We start from the raw sequence: 18038 nt of genomic DNA on the forward strand, positions 1-18038 counted from the left end.
ATTTATTAATCTAAATGGGATGAAATACAAAAACTGACAAAGCGTTCACAGGTTTTAATGATGAAGATGGCAGAGCTAATTTGTTTGGATTAAGTTGAGAGTTCAATTTTAAAAGATTAAGGAAGTGTTATGAAAAAAGTCAGACTGATTGCATTTACCCTAGTATGCGCAACAACCTCAGCATTTTTATCAGCCGAATCTTTGCAGCATACAGAGCAAAAAAAGGAACATCAGCAAAAACTCAATCATGCTCAGCAAGTCCAGCAACAAAATATGGATGAACGCGAAGCTCATATTAGAAAGCAGCAGGAGAAAAAAGAGCAGGCTTATTTAAAGCAAATGGATGAGCAAGAATTAAAAGTTAAGCAGTCGCACCAGCAAAAAATTAATGAAATGCGTCAAAATCAGCAAACCACTCAAAATGAGCGCCAGCAAATGATTGAAGAAAACGAACATGCGGCACAGGCTGAATTACAAAAACGTCAGCAACAGCAATTACAAAAGCGACAAGAACAGGAAGAAAAGCTAGAGCAAAAATTAGATAAAAAGCTGGAAAATGAACAACTCAATTAAATCCACCCATTGGCTAAGTTAATAAAGCTAGCTGAATAAATACAGGGTATATCGCCCTGTTTTAAATTATAAAATAATTGCAAAATATACGGTTATCCTTAATGATAGGCAGCTTCAAAAATACAAGCTAAGGAATAACGTATGAATAATTTTGAACATGGAAAAGATCCATATACAGGTTTATCGGTAAGAGATGATGCCGCCAAAACAAATGCTCTAATTGCTTATGGATTAATGGTTGCGGGTTTATTTACCGGCATATTTTGGTTTATTGGTGCATTTTGGGCGATGGTAAAAAGCAGTGAAGCCAGGGGCACATTATTTGAAGACCACTACACTAATATCTCAAAAATATTTTGGTGGGGATTGTTTTTTACCATCATTGGTTTTATCACTATTTTTATTGTGATTGGTTATTTTATTTTATGTATCGTCTGGATTTGGTCAGTATTTAAAATTGTAAAAGGGTTAGCCAAAATTACCTCTAATAAATCTTATTATCCCTAAATTTCCCCATTAAGCCGTTGAGTTAGGTATAATCTGCGCTAGTTTTAACGGTTTAATTAATGGGTTAATAGGTAAAAAGTGAAACAATTTGATGTCATCATCATAGGTGCAGGCGCAGCCGGTTTAATGTGTGCCGCTACGGCGGGCTATCGCGGTAAGCAGGTAGCTGTGCTAGATATGGGTAAAAAAGCAGGTCGAAAAATATTAATCAGTGGTGGTGGCCGCTGTAACTTCACTAATGAAAATGCCAGTCCGGCTAACTATCTTTGTAAAAATCCACACTTTGTAAAATCCTGTTTAAGCCGTTATACCCAACAAGATTTTATTGAATTGGTTGACCGCCACGGTTTAGATTATCATCACAAAACATTAGGCCAGCTTTTTTGCGATAACAGTGCACAGGATATTGTTGATATTTTATTAACCGAATGCGAGTGGGCTGGCGTCGAGGTTATTCTGCGTAGCGAAGTGATTAACGTGTCTAAAACCGCGGATAATTATTTATTAGAAACCTCAAGCGGTGAATATACTTGCCAATCTTTAGTGGTTGCCAGTGGCGGCTTAACCATGCCAAAACTAGGCGCATCGCCAATTGGTTATAAAATAGCTGAACAATTTGGTTTAACTGTACTACCCACTACAGCTGCACTTGTGCCTTTTACTTTGCACGATCATGACAAAAAAAGGTTTGATGGTTTATCCGGCATCAGCATTGACTGCTTAGTTTCTAGTGAAAATGGTCAGCGTTTTCGTGAGAATATTTTATTCACCCATCGTGGTTTATCCGGCCCGGCTATTTTACAAATATCCTCGTATTGGCAAGCAGGCCAAGCTGTCACCATTAATTTATTACCAGATAATCGTTTAATTGAGTTAATCGAAAACTGGCGTAAAGACAGCCCTAAAAAGTCGCTTAAAAACTGCCTTAATCAAATATTACCCGGCCGTTTTATTGATACCTTAATTGCTGAACAGGCGATTCCAGATAAAGCTGTGAATCAGCTCAGCCATAGTGAAATCAAGCAACTTGATGAATATTTTCATCAATGGACAATTAAACCAAACGGCACAGAAGGCTACAGAACCGCCGAAGTAACATTAGGTGGGGTCGATACCGATGAACTCAGTTCAAAAACTTTTGAAGCCAAAAAGTCTGCGGGTTTATATTTTATTGGTGAAGTAACCGATGTGACCGGCTGGCTAGGCGGCTACAATTTCCAATATGCTTGGAGTAGCGGTGTCGCTTGTGGGCTAGCGGTTTAATGATTTAATGAAAATAAAACGAAGACAATTGAAATTGCATCGAAGACAATTGAAATCACACAGAAGACAATCTCCGAGTAAACCATGTACTAAAAAGGCTTAATTTATTGAAAGTTAAGCCTTAAATATTGTCATCATTTTATTGTTAATGAAAATTAATATATAAAATCTATAGTTATCTGGGCAACAAAGGCAAACCTAGTTCTTTGAGGAAGCTATTGTGCTTATCTAAGGCTTTATTGATATCTTTTTCAATCTCAACTAACTTTTCATGCTCTGCTTGTAAATCCACCTTAGCTTCTGCTTTAGCTGTGCTTACATATCGCGAGATATTCAAGTTGAAATCATTCTTCTCGATCTCTTCCATTGAGACTCGGCGAGAATAGCGTTCTTCTTGCTCTCTAAATCTATAGGTATCGACTATCTTTTGAATATCTTCTGGGCGAAGCTTATTCTGGCGTTTACCCTTTTCGAAGTTCTCTTCATCACTAGCATTGATAAACAAAACATCATTGTACTTCTTGCATTTTTTTAGTACGAGAATACAAACAGGGATACCCGTTGAGAAAAACAGATTAGAAGGTAAACCGATAACAGTATCAATGTGCCCATCTTTTAATAGCTTGCTGCGTATACGTTGTTCCGCCCCACCTCTAAACAAGACACCATGAGGCAAAATAATAGCCATCGTGCCTTCATCACTTAAAAAGTGGAAACCATGCAATAGAAAAGCAAAATCAGCCGCAGATTTAGGGGCTATACCGTGATTTTTGAAACGGAAATCTTCTTTAAACTCAGCTCTGTCAGATTCCCATCGATAACTAAATGGTGGGTTAGCGACTACAGCATCAAACTTAAGCTTTTTAGCTGGGTTCTTTTCATTAAGTAGATCCCAATCATTGAATAACGTATCACCATGAAAAATATCAAATTCAGTATCTTTTACTCCATGAAGCAACATGTTCATACGAGCTAAGTTATAGGTGGTGATATTTTTTTCTTGTCCGTAAATCTTACCGATGCTACCACCAGCAGACGTGATATGTTTACGTACATTCAATAGCAAAGAACCTGAACCACAAGTAAAGTCCAAAACTCGGTTTAAGTTCCTTTTTTTACCCATCTTTGGTTCTTGACTGTCTAATGTGACAATCTCGGAAAGGATAGTTGATATTGGTTGCGGAGTATAAAACTCGCCAGCCTTTTTACCACCATTGGCAGCAAACTCACCAATCAAGTATTCGTAAGCATCCCCTAAAATATCAGTATCAGTAGAGAACTGAGCAATACCTTCAGATACCTTTTGGATAATATTACATAGCTTTGTATTACGATCTGATGGCTTTTTCCCTAACTTTTCTGAATTTAAATTTATCTCGGAGAACAAGCCTTGAAAGCTACTATTAAAGCTTTCATTTTCAATGTATTTGAACCCTTCCTCTAGCGTTTTGAGCAACTCATCATCTTGCACTCTCGCCATTTCAGCGATACTAGACCACAGATGCTCAGGCTTGATAATATAATGCAATTTACGGCGCATTTGTTTTTCGAAAGATGGGACGTCGACAGGGTTATGCTTATACCAAATAGCTAAAGGTGCCGATTTACTATCCTTATCAAGCACTGGATAGTCTCGACCTAACTCTTTCTTAGCTGCGGTTTCAAAGTTATCAGATAAGTAACGTAAAAACAGAAAAGAAAGCATATAGTCACGGAAATCATCAGCATTCATTGCACCACGCAAAGTGTCCGCGATATCCCACAGAGTTTTACCTAATTTATTTAATTGCTCTTGAGTCATCTTAATATATCTCTACTTATTGCTCTGTTACTAGTTGTTGCGTTGGTGTATCAGGGAACAGATCTGGGTTAAAACGATAATTTGTCATAAAATCGCTTAGAATATTTCTGAAATGACCTTTATTTTCTTCTGTCATTTCCATCGGCTCAAATAGAGAGTAATTTCCATGACTTAAAATATTAACCAATCTAGCATGTAATATTCCTTCGGGGTCGTTAGCTTGTTTTTTAATACAAGCAGAAAAATTATTAAACCCATGGAATGTAGCGGTCTTTTCCAATATGCTTCGTAAGATCGTAAAATGATAGGTAAACAAACTTCCAGATTCAGAAGCTTGGTGAAGTTGCTCTAACAATGCTACATGATGGAAAAATGGCGTATCTCTAGTATATTTTAAGGAATATTGTTTATTATCTTTATCGTGTTTTAGAAAGTATGGTTGTAATTTTCCTTTTTCATTCAACTCATTCCACATTACATTAAAAAATAGCGCGTGATGAGATGAGATTACAGTTTTAATGGACCCGTTAGCTGATTTGAGTAATTGAGAAAGATGGTTGGCTACCGATATAGCATTGTGATCATCCAATGAAGAAATAGGATCATCAATATATAAATACTTCACCCAGCTATAAGCTTCTTGCCCATCAATAGCTAATTGCGCTACAGCTAAAAAGAAACACCAAACAAATATATTTTCTTCACCACGAGAAACCTTTATATGTTCTATTGTTTCATGTGAACCGTCTTCTAACTCTATCTCACGATTAAAGTTAACAGTCCAATTGGAGTAATCAATTTGAAAATCAAAATCAGCATAACGTTGTAATAGAGGGCGAATACGATTCTCCATTTCAAGCTCTTGCAAACCATCAAAAAAATGAGAGTCCTGATTAATTTTTAATACTCGTTGTTGATCATTATCTAGATCGTTATCCCAAGAAAACAAATCTTCAGTGAACGCATTAAAATAAAGAGTATCTCTTGTTGTTTCCTCTGTTACTAACTGTGTCGTAACATCATCCGTGCCATTAGCAGGACGCGAAATAACATCTTTACCGAGCTCTTTAAATGCCATAGACAAGCGAGTTTTGCCAGTACCATTGTAAGCAAAGACTAGTATCTGATTTACTGTTTGAGTTCTTTTTCCTCTAGGAACACCATTTTCAAATACATCTCTAAACTTTTCAGACACCTCGCCAAGTTCAGAATAAATTAGCTCGCTCATGCAATATCCCCTTCCATTTCTGGGAATAACTTCTGCATTAAACCTTTTTTATATTTTTTCAATACTTTAATTTTTTTCGATTGAGATTCAATTGTATCATCGAGAGAAGATAAACAATCCGCGATACGATTTTGTTCACCTATATCTAATGGTAACATTACTTTAGATTTACGCAGTTCGTCCATGTTAATTTTACATGGTACAGCATTTAATAAAGACCTTCTTTGCAATTCATTTTGAAAACGTTCTGACTGCATATATGAATGCAAATATTTTGAATTAAATCTTTTGTCATTTTTTATTACAGCTAGAGTTACGTAAATACTGAAGTCGTAATCCCAATCAACTACCTTTGTAAATCCAATCTTACCTATTCTTGTAATTATAATATCATCTAACTCTGGTTTGTTTTTCACTGTTGCTAAACTATGATCATCAATAGAAATAAATTTATTATCTTTATTACTAACTATATTTTCAACACTAAAAAATGGTACACCATCTTCTGTGTATTTCGGAGTTTGATGTGTACCATCAAATATTGAGGAAGTTATGTCCTTTAGTTCTTTCTCTATCCAATAGCCCTCACTTCCACTGATTCTACACTCAGGTACACTATTTCCTTCTACTGGAAATAGTTTTTGAATTAAGCCTTTTTTATGTAATTTTAACGCTTCTAATTTTTGAGTATTTTTAGTAATCAAGTCATCTATCGAAGAAAGACAGTCAGCTACTTTTTGTTGCTCATCAAGATCCTGAGGTATATAGAGTACAAAGTTTGATATATCATCTTTTGTAAATCCTTGAATCGCCATACCTTGATTAAATTTTAAAAATTCAGTGCTTTTACTTTTTAAATAATAAGCTAAAAAGTAAACATCATCTTCACTGGGAGTAAAGTTAGCAAAATCCTGGCTAGTGCATAAGGTTTTAGTTGTGACTGCCAACTTTCCCACACCAACTCTTGAAACTAAAAGTATCGTGTTTTCTGGTACTAGTTTTGTTGCTGATTTAGCTATTGCATCTTCAGTAATAAATCTTGTTACTTTTATTTGATGTATTGAATCATCAGTTATATCTGAGCTTGATACCCATGGTATAAGTCCCGTCCAAAAATCTGGATTAGTCTTACTGGGTGTTCCTCCCCCCAGAAAAGTACCAATTTCTTTTAAGCGTTTTTTTGTCCACGCTTTGTTAAACCCAGAAAACCTCAATTCTGGCACCACCTCAAACTTATTCATAAGCTGCTAACCCCGAAATTTCACGCCCTTGGGCTAGTTTATTTAGATAAGGAACCAAATCTTCCATTAATGCTAACTCTTTCTTAGTACGTTCTTTCCAGCTAAGCTCTAGTGGCTCCAATAGATCTCCCAGTTTCTCACCATCAAAAATCATTCGTCCCATTATGCCATCAACAAATGCCTGCAAGCTCTCTGTTGTTAAGCCGTGCTTCATAGCCATGTTATTGAGTTCATTAGTCGCCTTTTTCATTTTAAATGCCTGATAACCAGCGTGGATTTGTGACACATCTAATGCTTCACCAGAAGGTAAACTATGTATATAAGCAATTAACTCATCCCGCTCAGACATCAAATTCGCTTGCGAGCAAATTAACTCGATAAGTTGCTGACGCGTCATGCTTTGCTTACTTGTTCCCTGAGTAGATTTAGCAATTAATCCCATGATGTAGTCATAATCGATTAGAGCGGATGCAAACAACACAAACTCAAACTCTAATTGCTCGACTTCTTCAGGTAAGTCTCCTGTCCCTTTGTTTGTGTCTAGCTTGCGTTTCAAGTCTTTGGCTGTTTCTAAATACGCACCTTTAAAGCCACGTAAGGTATCAATCGGTAATGTCTCTGCTACCTGAGATTTCTGTTCGTCATCTAGTTCTGTGTACTGTTCTAGTTGGTTTTTAAATTTTTGTACTTCTTTGAAATGATTAATAAAAGAAGCTCTTTGCGCATCACCTTGAAGATTTGTCACTTCTGAAGGCTCACATGCTAAGCCTTGCTTTTGCATGAAAACTTCTAACTTATCAACCGCTTCTTTATATTTTTCAACGACAACAGGCGCAGGATCTACCAACCAAACCTGTTCAGCACCTTCTTCTTTTTTACCAGAGAAAAGTTTAATCGCTTCATTAACTTCTTTTTCTTGACCTCGGAAATCTAAAATATTCCCCCAAGGCTTACTATCATTCAATACACGGTTAGTACGTGAAAATGCTTGTATAAGACCATGGTGTTTTAGGTTCTTATCCACGTATAAAGTGTTCAGGTATTTGGAGTCAAACCCTGTCAATAACATATCAACGACGATCACAATATCGATCTTGTTTTTATGAGGATAATCAGCATTATCGTATTGCTGATCTTTAATCCGCTGCTGAACATCTTGGTAATAGAGGTCAAACTCATTAATAGTATGATTGGTTGAGTATTGATGGTTGTAGCTATTAATAATATCGATTAATGCTTGCTTTTTACGCTCTGGCTCTACTTCGTTATCGGCTTTTTCTTGTGGTAGGTCTTCTTGTAATTGCTGAATATCTTTCACATTTCGAGCGAGTGTATTTAAATCTGAATCTTCTTTATCTTTATCACTAAGCTGCACTGGTGGTGAAAACACACAGGCAATATTTAAAGGAATATAGTCCTCAGATTCGGACGCTTTAAGCTCTTGCTGGCTCTTAAACTCTTCGAAGTATTCAATCGCATGGTTGATAGAAGCTGTTGCTAGAATGGCATTGAATCGGCGCTGATTCGTCACAGCATCATGTTTTTCCAATATCTCTTGAACAACAGCTCGTGGTGGAGGTGTAACTCTTTTCGCCGTTACTTCAGCTTCATCATTACTGACGTCCGCTAATTGTTTGCTTGCAGAATGTTTGCCAAAAAAGTCAATATGGAAGCTTAGAACGTTCTTGTCTTCAATTGCATGAGTAATCGTATAGTGGTGTAGCTCTTGCTCAAAGATACTCTCTGTGGTCTTAAAGGAACCCACATTGCCATCAATTTGAGTATACGCTGAGTTTTTCTCGAATATAGGAGTACCTGTAAAGCCAAATAATTGTGCTTCAGGGAAAAACTCTTTAATCGCTTTATGGTTTTCACCGAACTGAGAGCGGTGACATTCATCAAAGATAAAAACAATACGCTTATCTCGTAATGGCTCTAAACGCTCTTTGAAGGTTTTCTTACCCTCTTTCAGTTTACTTTGGTTGCGCTTACTGTTTTCATCTAACGCTAAGCCGAGTTTCTGGATCGTTGTAACGATAACTTTATCAGAATAGTCTTCTGACAACATACGACGAACTAACGTTTCTGTATTGGTGTTTTCTTCCACACAGCCGTCTTGAAACTTATTAAATTCTTCTCGGGTTTGACGATCCAAGTCTTTTCTGTCTACTACGAACAAGCACTTTTCAATATCAGGATTATCTTTAAGTAACGTTGACGCTTTAAACGACGTTAGGGTTTTACCTGAACCTGTTGTATGCCAAATATAGCCATTTCCTCGCCCTTCATGGATACAGTCAACAATAGCTTCCACCGCATAAATTTGATACGGACGCATAACCAGGAGCTTTTGCTCCGACTGAACCAGTACCATATAACGGCTAATCATTTGACCGAGAGTACACTTCGCTAAAAAGGCATCAGCAAAGTCATGTAAGTGCGAAATTTTACGGTTAGTTTCATTAGCTAGTTGATAAACAGGTAAAAAACGCTCATCAGCATTGAAGCTAAAATGCTCATTACGGTTGTTTGCAAAGTAATAAGTGTGGTGTTCATTGCTAACAATAAACATTTGAATGAAGCACATCAGTGTATTGGTGTAGCCATTGCCAATATCGTTTTTGTAATCAACGATTTGTTCCATAGCCCGACGAGTCACAATGTCGTAAGCCTTCAGCTCAATCTGAACCGTAGGTACACCATTAATCAGTAAAATCACATCGTAACGGTGATTGCTTTCATCCGTGTTCATGCGTAATTGATTAATGACTTCAAACTCATTTTTACACCAGTCTTTAATGTTCACTAAGGTGTAATGCAGCGGTGTGCCATCCTCACGCTGAAAGTAGCCACGTTCACGCAGCGTTTTAGCTGCTTCAAAGACATCAGCCGTAATGATGTCTTGATACAAACGCTCAAATTCATTGTCAGTAAGATTGACGAAGTTTAACGCCTCAAATTTTTCACGAAAGTTCTGCTTCAGGGCTCGTTCTGTTCGAATATCTTTACGGTATGAGTACTTTAAGTCACCCAGCTTATCTATAAGAGCTTGTTCAATTTGTGCTTCTTTCGTTATCATTTTTAGCTACCAAATACTTAAATGAATAAATGCGTTATTACAACGACTTGTCTCTATTGTATTCTACCCTAACCGCAACTATCTATTAATCGAATGGGATGAATATAATCTTTGTACCAGATAAGATCTGGGGAAATTTATTTTTATCAAGTAAAATTGTTGATGGTTTTATTATTCAATTTCCTTTTTACTTATTTGTTATGGCTTTTTGTTCTTCAATCCACTTTTCTAAATCGGTCCGCTTAAAACGCCAACTTCCGCCTACTTTAAAACCAGGAAGTTTGCCTTCACTTGCAAGTCTATAGGTGGTCTTCTCATTCAGCTTTAGGTACAAGGCGACCTCTTGAATGGTCATTATTTCATCATTCATGGGTATTTCTCATGCATTGAATATGACTAGGATATGAGAAAATTACGGAAATTTCCATTGCCATTTTATTAATTACTTAAATATTAAGTCGTTAGCAGTTTTTAATTATTTTTTAGAAAATAACCACTTACAAATTTTGTCATTTTTAAAATGACAAAAAACATACTTGTTTTTGCCATTTATTATATTTTTAATATATTAACTCTTTGATTTTATTTGTAATTTTAATTGACGTTTGCGTTTCTTTGTTTATTCTTTAATCGTAAATATCGATTAGGATGCAAACTGAAATGAGACAAATAAATTACCTTTACGTTGGCTTTATTTATTCCACGAAGATTGTTTAAGAGCTGGAAATAAAGCATGGGCAAGAGGCTTAAAGACGTAACACTAACTAGGCAACGAAATTGGTACGTCGCGCATAGAGAGAGTATCGAGCGCGATGAGCTAATTTATGAACCATTTTGGCGCACAGAGGACATCCCAAGTTTCGGTGTGAAAACCAAAATACCTCACTTTGAAATACCTTATCGTATCGTTCATTTACTTTCACAAAATGAGCTGTGGGCCTATTTAGAATTAATTCGTAACCCGCTTGTTATTGAAGTGTATGAGCAATATGCCTTGCCACTTGAAGAAACCCTAGCATCAGCTGAATTTCTTGGAGTTAAGCATCCTGTATACCCAGGTACAAAAACACCCATAATTCAAACAATTGATTTCATGTGTGATATGTATGATTTAGAGACTGGATCAAGCTATCAAGCCGCATTTCCGGTGAAGCAACCGGAAGACGCAATGCGTTATAGAACAGCTGAAAAGCTTGCTTTACAAGAAGCTTATTGCGTAACAAAGGGCATACATTATGAGCTTCTTTTAAGTGATAAATTACGAACAGTTAAGAGTGTTTCACTTGAGTGCTTGTACCGCCATCGTAAGCTACCTATGCATTATGCAAGGGTTGCGGATCGTTGGTTACCTAATTTCTTTGGGTGCTTATTTGATGACCGACATGCTCGAACTGCTCATTTAATAGATCGAGCTTCAAATGCGACAGGTGTAAAGTACGAAACAGGCGTGACAATCTTCTACAATGCTCTGTGGCACAAAAAAATCGAGATGAATTGGCTTAAGCCACTAAAGCTTGAAATGGCGGCCTCTGATTTAGGGTTGTATCCTAATGTCTGATTTCCCTTCCAAAAAACACTCTGTAATTGAAAAACTGCAATTAAACAAAGTCTTGTCGTTAAGTTTAGAGCTTCAAGAGGCTCAAGAGCCGTATTTCTTAGGAGGCCATGCGTTTAATGAAGATTACCTAGTTGTACTAATTGATGATGAGTCTAACTTTCTTTACGCAATAAACACTGAATCTACACCACGGTTTCCAATCCGCATAGATTACACATTAGCATGTGTAGCCATTGAAAGTGGGGCGATAGAAGTTATTGAGATGGATTGGCCACCTGAAATTTTATTGCCGTTTGATGAATTGACCACGGAGCAGCAGAACAAAGCACAAGAGCGTTTTGATGTTATCCAGCCTTTAATTAAGGACTTAGAGGCAACGCTTAGAAATAGTTACGGAGAAAATGTATTTCAAAAAGTGATTCAACAAAGTGGTAAGTCTAAACAGTATGTATATGACAGTTTCTATGGGTATTTGGTCTATGGGCGCAGAAAAGCAGGGCTAGCGTTTACTATCGGCAAAAACATTTTCCACGAATCAAAAGAGCATCGTGAAGTACATGTGAAATTGGGCAGGCCAAATGAAAATAAAGCGAAAGGGAAAGTGCTAGATGACTATGACCTTAAAGTCTTTCAATTAGGTAAAAGACTTTACCAAAAACGCAATGGCCCTAGTATAAAAGCGACATTTGAGCTTCTCTTATCCAAACATTATTATGAGTCGCGAACTCTGAACAAGCTGCCCCAACGTAAAGATGAAAAGTATAAAGTCACTTTAAAGTCACCTACAGAGCGTCCGACGGTTAATCAGTTTTACTTTTGGTTAATGAAAGAGTGTGGCGGCAATATTCGAGTTCGAGACAAATCTCGGCGAAACCCCATTGAACAAAAGAAAGATTATGCAGGCCGTACCGGAAATGCGTTTGCGGATGTTATTGCCTTCGGACAATGCTTTGAGTTGGATGAAACGCCCTTCGAAGAAGAACTGGTATCTATTTTCGATTTAAGCCGCAGTACGAAAATTGGTAAAGCAACTCTTTATTTTATTATTGATAGACTTAGTAAATATATTACTGGTTTTTTTATTACGACAGAAAAGCCCTCATATAAAACGGTTCGTCAGGCCTTATTTAATGCTGGGCGTGATAAACGTAAGTTCCTAGAGGAGCTTGGGTTTTCACCAGATGAATTTGCTTGGGATTTTAACTACATACCCCTTACTTTGTTTGTAGATAATGCTGAGTTTAAAAACAAAATCTCAGAAGGTGCGGTATTCGATTTACAAACACAAATTAAATTTGCTCGAAAAGGAAAAGGCGACGACAAACCCAATGTAGAGCAAATGTTTGATGTATTTAGAAAGTTCTTTGAAGGGATTAGTAAAGGCTTTCAATCAAAATCACTAACTGACATTTATAACCAACTCGCACGTAAACACGCATCATTGACAGTCGCTGAGCTGAATATAATCACTATGGTGTATGTGAACTATCACAATAATTACCGCTTTATAAAAGAGTTCAATTTTGATCGCTCATTACTTCAAGATGAAGTACCACCTATACCGGCCAAATTAGCTGAGTGGAGCTTGAGATATCGGCCTGGGTATACTTTTCATTATCCTGATGAAGAGCTTTACATGAAGTTGCTTTCTAAAGGTGAAGTGTCTGTTCATCAAAAAGGTATTTATTTCAAGAAAATAGGGCTTTGGTATAACTGTGAATGGATTTTAAAAGAGGGATATCAAGAAAAGGGAGTGAATCGTAACAGAGTTGTTCCAATGATATGTCGATACAACGAAAACTTTGTTGATTTGATTTTTATCCAAACTGATGCGGGTTTGAAAGTTGCAACACTAGATACGCGTTCAGCTGCATTTTATGGATTATCTCATCATGAAGCTTTGATTCTGAAAGATAAAATGAACCGCAGTGAAGCTGAATTTTCTGAGGAAGAGCTTATGTATCGCTTAGGTTTCAGAGATTTTCTTAAAGATATGCTTATAAAAGCCAATAAAGAAAAACAATCTAGCTCTGTCCCTGTCCTGTCTGAAATTAAAAAGAATGCTCAATTAGAAACATACATAAATCGTTTTGCTGACATAAATCATATGTTGCAAGCCTACAAAAATGAAATGGAATCGGACTCTTTTTTTGATGAAAGTGACGAAATTGATAGTAATCACCTAAGTCATCGTCAATTTGACTTTGATGAGAGTGACGAGCCTGCATCTGGGCGCAGTGCATTTGATAATGATGAGGATTAATTATGAGTAACAAGAAGCGGTTACCTGTTCGTGTAGCCAAAGCTCGTTATAGAGAGCCAACTAATCCAGCTTATGCAGGGAACCCTCTAATTTTAGCATTGCCCCCTTGTGTAGAGCCTATTCGTATGAAAAAGCTTTTAACAGTAACTGTGCCGTCGTTTGAATTTGAAGATCTTAGTTTATCTGAACGAGAAGGAAGGATTAAAGAACTCAGAAATTTAAGGATCATGAGCACGCAATATTTAGACTTTTATCAAAGTGTTTATAACTTAATCGAGTCGGGCTACGTACAAAGAAATCCCTTAAAGGTAGATGTAATTGCTTGGAGCTATGATATTGCAGATCCCTCTGTTTCTCTAGATGAATTAGAGCAACCCAGTTTAATTAATGGACTTAAAGAGACTACATCCGGTGCGATGTTTTTAACAGGGTTTAGTGGAAATGGTAAGTCTACTATCAGTGAGCATATTTTGTTTAACCTAATGCCTCAGGTTCTTGAGCATAATTATGAAAACTTTAACGAACTTCAAATTGTTTACTTGAAAGTCGATTTTCCACATGATGCGAAACGCCCTGAGTTGATTTATCGAATTGCAGAGGAGCTTGATTGGGTATTGTCAAAAACCAGCTATGGTGATCCGCTTTACAGAAAAACAATGTTAAATAACAAAGGTGAATATAAAGCGATCAATAGAATGTTAGAGCTCTTAATGACTCAATTAAATCGCCACCACGTAGGCCTATTAGTTGTTGATGAATTTCAAACCTTACTTATTAGCTCACTGCGATATCGCCAAGAAGTCATTCAAATGTTTGACGATATTTCTAATAGCCTGTACACACCACTTTTAAAAATAGGCACACCCGATGCTCTAGGGCTATTTGAGAAAAACTCCCGGCATAAACGCCGCCAAGGAGAAGTCTTTGAATTAAAGCCATTCACTGATGAACATACACGGGAGCGTATTTTAAAAGCGCTATATGAATTTCAACCGCTCAGAAAGATAATTCAAAGAACCAAAGAAATAGATGAATTGCTGTTTAATTTGTCTGGCGGTGTACCAGATTATTTGATTGGTTTGTGGCAAGCGGTTCTAGTAGAAGCGATACGTTCAGGTAAAGAGCGTATCTCTAAGCAACTCATAATGCAGGTCTTTCGTAAACGTTATCCACTTTTACGATATGCGATTCAATGCATCAATACGGGTAAGAAAGGTCCCTTTGCTGATTTAATCACTGTTCAGCAGTACTTTGATAATGAGCGGGTGGATTCGGCACTTAAATATTTACATCAATCTGTCCAAAAAATGGATGTGACAGGAAAGGCAGCTGAAGATATTGAAAAAGATATTCTTGATAGCCTGGAAGGTATGGTCTTAAAACCTGCTCAATATAAAAAGCTGGAGAAAATCAAAGAAAGCCTAGCGAATAAGAAAAATGGCTTATCAGGACCTCAGACATTAGAGCATAAATAATGATCCGCATACCCGCGTTATTACCTGAAGAGCATGTTTACAGCTGTTTTGTTCGAGGTCGTTTTCTGAGTGCTCAAATGCACCTGAGTGATAAAGAGTTCTTTAGCATGAATCAGCTTCCATATCATTGGCTACGCTCTCAAGTGCCGCTGTGTGGCAATATGAATGCGGTTCTTGAATTAATGTCAGTCTCATTGGAGCAACAGTTTAAGCTACGCCTATTGCACACGCCTTTCGCCCCTTGGTTACTATCATTACCTAACGATTTAAAGCCTTCAGATCTGACTGAAAGCAATGTACGAAACAATATGGAAGAGAGCCCTTTTAATGTAGATAAACGCTGGAAGTTTTGCCCACACTGTTTAGCGGAAGATCGAACAACTTTTGGTGTAAGTTATTGGCGTTCATTTCATCAATTGCCAGGTGTACTTATTTGTGAAAAGCATAAAGTTGCTTTGCACAGCCATGCAGAGCTTCGTTATCTGGCTTTTAAACTCCCGCATCACTTTCTAAATGGATCTGAGGAACTGGTTGTTGACGCCGATTGGCAACACTGTTGGCAGCCTTTTATTTATAAATTGAGTAGACATTTACAAGCAAATCCAGAATGGGGTCGCGATGTTCCTAACTACATTAAGCGACAACTGCAAATTGAAGGAGTAATTAAAAGCACACATCGTCCACTCTTTAATAATCTATTTAAATCTATGAGAGAGGATGTGGGAATGGCTTGTCTGGCAGGCCTGTTTACTCGGTTTGCGAGGAATAATGGTCGTATGCCAAACATATTATGGTTAACCCTTTCTGGGCGTTCACAAAACAAAGGTATCCGACATCCTTTATATTGGCTCGCAATCTTATTTTGGTTACGAGATGAACTTCCTGAGCTACGTTTTTTACGTGAAGACCGTTAGCTTTATCCCTTACGAAACTGTTTATAGCTGGGTTGCTCGAAGCCACTGTCGATACGGTGTGGGGCTAACTGAGAGCACATTTAAAGCAATTTTTAGAACCCAGAGGATCCGTATTCATCCGTATTTACCCAGTTATTTATTTCAAGTATCACAAGTGAGTACGTTTGACGTAAATAAGATACTAAGTTTTCATACGTTACACCCTTTGTTTAGGTACTTTGAAAATGATAAATCAGGCATTTTGAAGCAACAGATGTTGGCTAATAAAGGGGCTGCAATTGCTGCATCCCATATCCCAAGTTCATCGATAGAGATCCCTTTAAGCCATAGTTATTGCTCTTTATGTGCTCAAGAACAGCGGGTGAATAAAGGGTTCAGTTTCTTTGATATACGTTTTCAGATACCTGGCGTTGAAGCTTGTCCAGTTCACTTTTGTCACTTAACTCGAATTACATGCGGGGATGGTGGAATTGACAGGCTAATTACCTTACCTAAAGCCAATGTATGGGCGTATCCCTGTAAAGATATAACAGTTCGATTTGCAGCATTTTGCTTCGGTGTTTACGAAGCACTTGTTCTTTGCCCAAGAGCTAAGTTTAACAAATCGAACTATTTAATTATGTTAGATAGAAAAGGCTATTTGACTCGATGTGGAAATATTCGACTAAAACAGTTAAAGCAATCGTTAAAGCTCTTTTATAAGGAGATAGAACTTCCCGAAGGAGCTTATAACTTACTAGATTTTAATTTTATTGGGCCGCTTTTGCGAAATAAAACCCATTTTTCGATGCACCCATTAAAACATTTGTTGCTTGGCTTTTGGTTATTTGATGCTAAAGCCAGCATCTATTTTGATGAGTTAAAACTTACTGAACAAATCGCTTTACCATTAGAGGAAACAGCAGATGCTGATGAGTTAATCATTAAAGGCTTAAAGTCCGGAATCAGTCTAAATAAATTAGAGAAACAAACAGGCCGAAGCCGTTGTTATATAAGGCGCTTAGCTGAACTTAATAATATCTTTCATCAATCGAATAGATTATCTTTTGATAGGAAAGTACGTGACTGGGTAATACTCCAAGCTCAGCTTGGCCGTCATCGAAAAATAATCGCAGAAAATGTCGGTGTTGGAATTGGCTATGTTGAACAAGTGATTTCAAATACACCGGGGCTTGCTGAGTGGAGAAAAAATTTCAAGAAGCAGCAAAAAATAGCATTAGCAGTAAAGGAGATCATTCAAGCTCGGTATGGTCACCCTGAGTGGTTAAGAAAGGATGTAAAATTTCACTGTAATCAAGCCTTTTTTTACCTCTATCGCAATAATCGAGCTTTATTAGAATCTATCTTGCCTGCCCCTGAAGTGCCTATCCTGCATAAGCTTGATTGGAGCAAAGAAGATGACCGGCTTTACATAGGTATTAAGCAATTAAAGCATCCGTTACCAAAATCTTTAAGTGCACTCGGTCGTGCGTTGAGAGATAAGGGGCACCTTAATAGGAAGCTAAATCTATTGCCGAAAACGAAGCAGCTATTACATTCACTGGGTATTATCAAATAATGTGAAGGTTTTGATGATGCTAGCTTCGTCTTTGCATATTTCTATCGGCTTTATGTTCAAAGCGCAGTCGTAATTAGAGAGCCAGCTTATGAAACGTTTCTTTTGATTGTTTTTAAATCGTTTATTGCATTCCATTGATAGTAATTTCAATGCATTGTGAGAAATATTGTGTTTAGGTATTGCTTCGATAGGGAGCGATATTTCGAATATATCAGCCCTTAAGCTTTTTGCTCCCGCAATAAGTTTATCGAGAATGTGTTTGTGATATGAATTTTCAATACCAAGAGCATCTTTCTTTAAGCAGTAGACGCTGCCACTGAGCTGAGGCCAGTACCAATATTCATCGTCTTCTTTTAATTCTTGAAAATGATAGGCACCAGAGCTAATTCGCCACTCATCATTAACAATACTGGAAAATACCTTAAAATATTCATCATCTTGTGTTTTTACTTTCAGAACCTCCCACTTTTCGGCTATGACGGTCGTCGGCGTTTTACGTGAAATTTGAATAGTCATGAGGCCTCCTAATAATGAACGGCTGTTCGCTATACACCAAGACGATAATTAAACTTCAATAG

14 protein-coding genes are annotated in these 18038 nt (G+C 37.2%); 8 read left to right on the forward strand and 6 right to left on the reverse strand.

What is annotated here, in order from left to right:
• Positions 1–129: 129 nt before the first annotated feature.
• From N7931_RS06885 to N7931_RS06895, 3 genes are all read left to right on the forward strand, one after another.
• Positions 130–573 carry a hypothetical protein gene (locus N7931_RS06885; RefSeq protein ID WP_262792904.1) on the forward strand — a complete coding sequence of 148 codons (444 nt, stop codon included), beginning with the start codon at positions 130–132 and terminating at the stop codon, positions 571–573.
• Positions 574–714: 141 nt separating this feature from the next.
• The gene (locus tag N7931_RS06890; protein WP_262792906.1) at positions 715–1080 is read left to right on the forward strand and encodes a DUF4870 family protein; all 366 of its coding nucleotides are present in this window, start codon (positions 715–717) and stop codon (positions 1078–1080) included.
• Between the two features lie 78 nt (positions 1081–1158).
• Entirely contained in the window at positions 1159–2343 is a 1185-nt protein-coding gene (locus N7931_RS06895; protein WP_262792908.1) for an NAD(P)/FAD-dependent oxidoreductase, read from the forward strand.
• 175 nt (positions 2344–2518) lie between these two features.
• On the opposite strand, the gene N7931_RS06900 is transcribed toward N7931_RS06895, so the two are convergent.
• The 5 genes from N7931_RS06900 to mads1 form a co-directional block, all read right to left on the reverse strand.
• Entirely contained in the window at positions 2519–4144 is a 1626-nt protein-coding gene (locus N7931_RS06900; protein WP_262792909.1) for a type I restriction-modification system subunit M, read from the reverse strand.
• A gap of 16 nt (positions 4145–4160) precedes the next feature.
• Positions 4161–5372 carry an AAA family ATPase gene (locus N7931_RS06905; protein ID WP_262792911.1) on the reverse strand — a complete coding sequence of 404 codons (1212 nt, stop codon included), beginning with the start codon at positions 5370–5372 and terminating at the stop codon, positions 4161–4163.
• A complete protein-coding gene (locus tag N7931_RS06910) occupies positions 5369–6613 on the reverse strand; it encodes a restriction endonuclease subunit S (RefSeq protein WP_262792912.1) in 1245 nt (414 codons plus the stop codon). The genes N7931_RS06905 and N7931_RS06910 overlap by 4 nt, the downstream gene beginning before the upstream one ends.
• Positions 6606–9689 carry a type I restriction endonuclease subunit R gene (locus N7931_RS06915; protein ID WP_410369339.1) on the reverse strand — a complete coding sequence of 1028 codons (3084 nt, stop codon included), beginning with the start codon at positions 9687–9689 and terminating at the stop codon, positions 6606–6608. The genes N7931_RS06910 and N7931_RS06915 overlap by 8 nt, the downstream gene beginning before the upstream one ends.
• 190 nt (positions 9690–9879) lie before the next feature.
• Positions 9880–10062, reverse strand: coding sequence for a methylation-associated defense system helix-turn-helix domain-containing protein MAD1 (mads1, locus tag N7931_RS06920; RefSeq protein ID WP_262792915.1), 183 nt, complete (start codon positions 10060–10062; stop codon positions 9880–9882).
• A gap of 495 nt (positions 10063–10557) precedes the next feature.
• Here mads1 and N7931_RS06925 point away from each other — a divergent pair, with 495 nt between their 5' ends.
• The 5 genes from N7931_RS06925 to N7931_RS06945 are packed head-to-tail and all read left to right on the forward strand — an operon-like array spanning position 10558 to position 17460.
• A complete protein-coding gene (locus N7931_RS06925; protein ID WP_262792916.1) occupies positions 10558–11250 on the forward strand; it encodes a TnsA endonuclease N-terminal domain-containing protein in 693 nt (230 codons plus the stop codon).
• Entirely contained in the window at positions 11243–13513 is a 2271-nt protein-coding gene (locus N7931_RS06930) for a transposase family protein (protein WP_262792917.1), read from the forward strand. Before N7931_RS06925 ends, N7931_RS06930 begins: the two co-directional genes overlap by 8 nt.
• A gap of 2 nt (positions 13514–13515) precedes the next feature.
• Complete coding sequence (locus N7931_RS06935) at positions 13516–14988, forward strand: ATP-binding protein (RefSeq protein ID WP_262792919.1); 1473 nt, start codon at positions 13516–13518, stop codon at positions 14986–14988.
• On the forward strand, positions 14988–15902 hold the full coding sequence (locus tag N7931_RS06940; protein WP_262792921.1) for a TniQ family protein: 915 nt from the start codon (positions 14988–14990) through the stop codon (positions 15900–15902). Before N7931_RS06935 ends, N7931_RS06940 begins: the two co-directional genes overlap by 1 nt.
• Positions 15862–17460: a TnsD family transposase gene (locus N7931_RS06945; RefSeq protein ID WP_262792922.1), complete on the forward strand. Its 1599-nt coding sequence runs from the start codon at positions 15862–15864 to the stop codon at positions 17458–17460. Before N7931_RS06940 ends, N7931_RS06945 begins: the two co-directional genes overlap by 41 nt.
• Here the strand turns inward: N7931_RS06945 and N7931_RS06950 are convergent.
• Positions 17440–17976, reverse strand: coding sequence for a hypothetical protein (locus N7931_RS06950; protein ID WP_262792924.1), 537 nt, complete (start codon positions 17974–17976; stop codon positions 17440–17442). The two genes, N7931_RS06945 and N7931_RS06950, sit on opposite strands and share 21 nt — an antisense overlap.
• Positions 17977–18038: the final 62 nt, after the last annotated feature.

The sequence above is a fragment of the Catenovulum sp. 2E275 genome, assembly GCF_025515275.1.
Classification (GTDB): Bacteria; Pseudomonadota; Gammaproteobacteria; order Enterobacterales; family Alteromonadaceae; genus Catenovulum.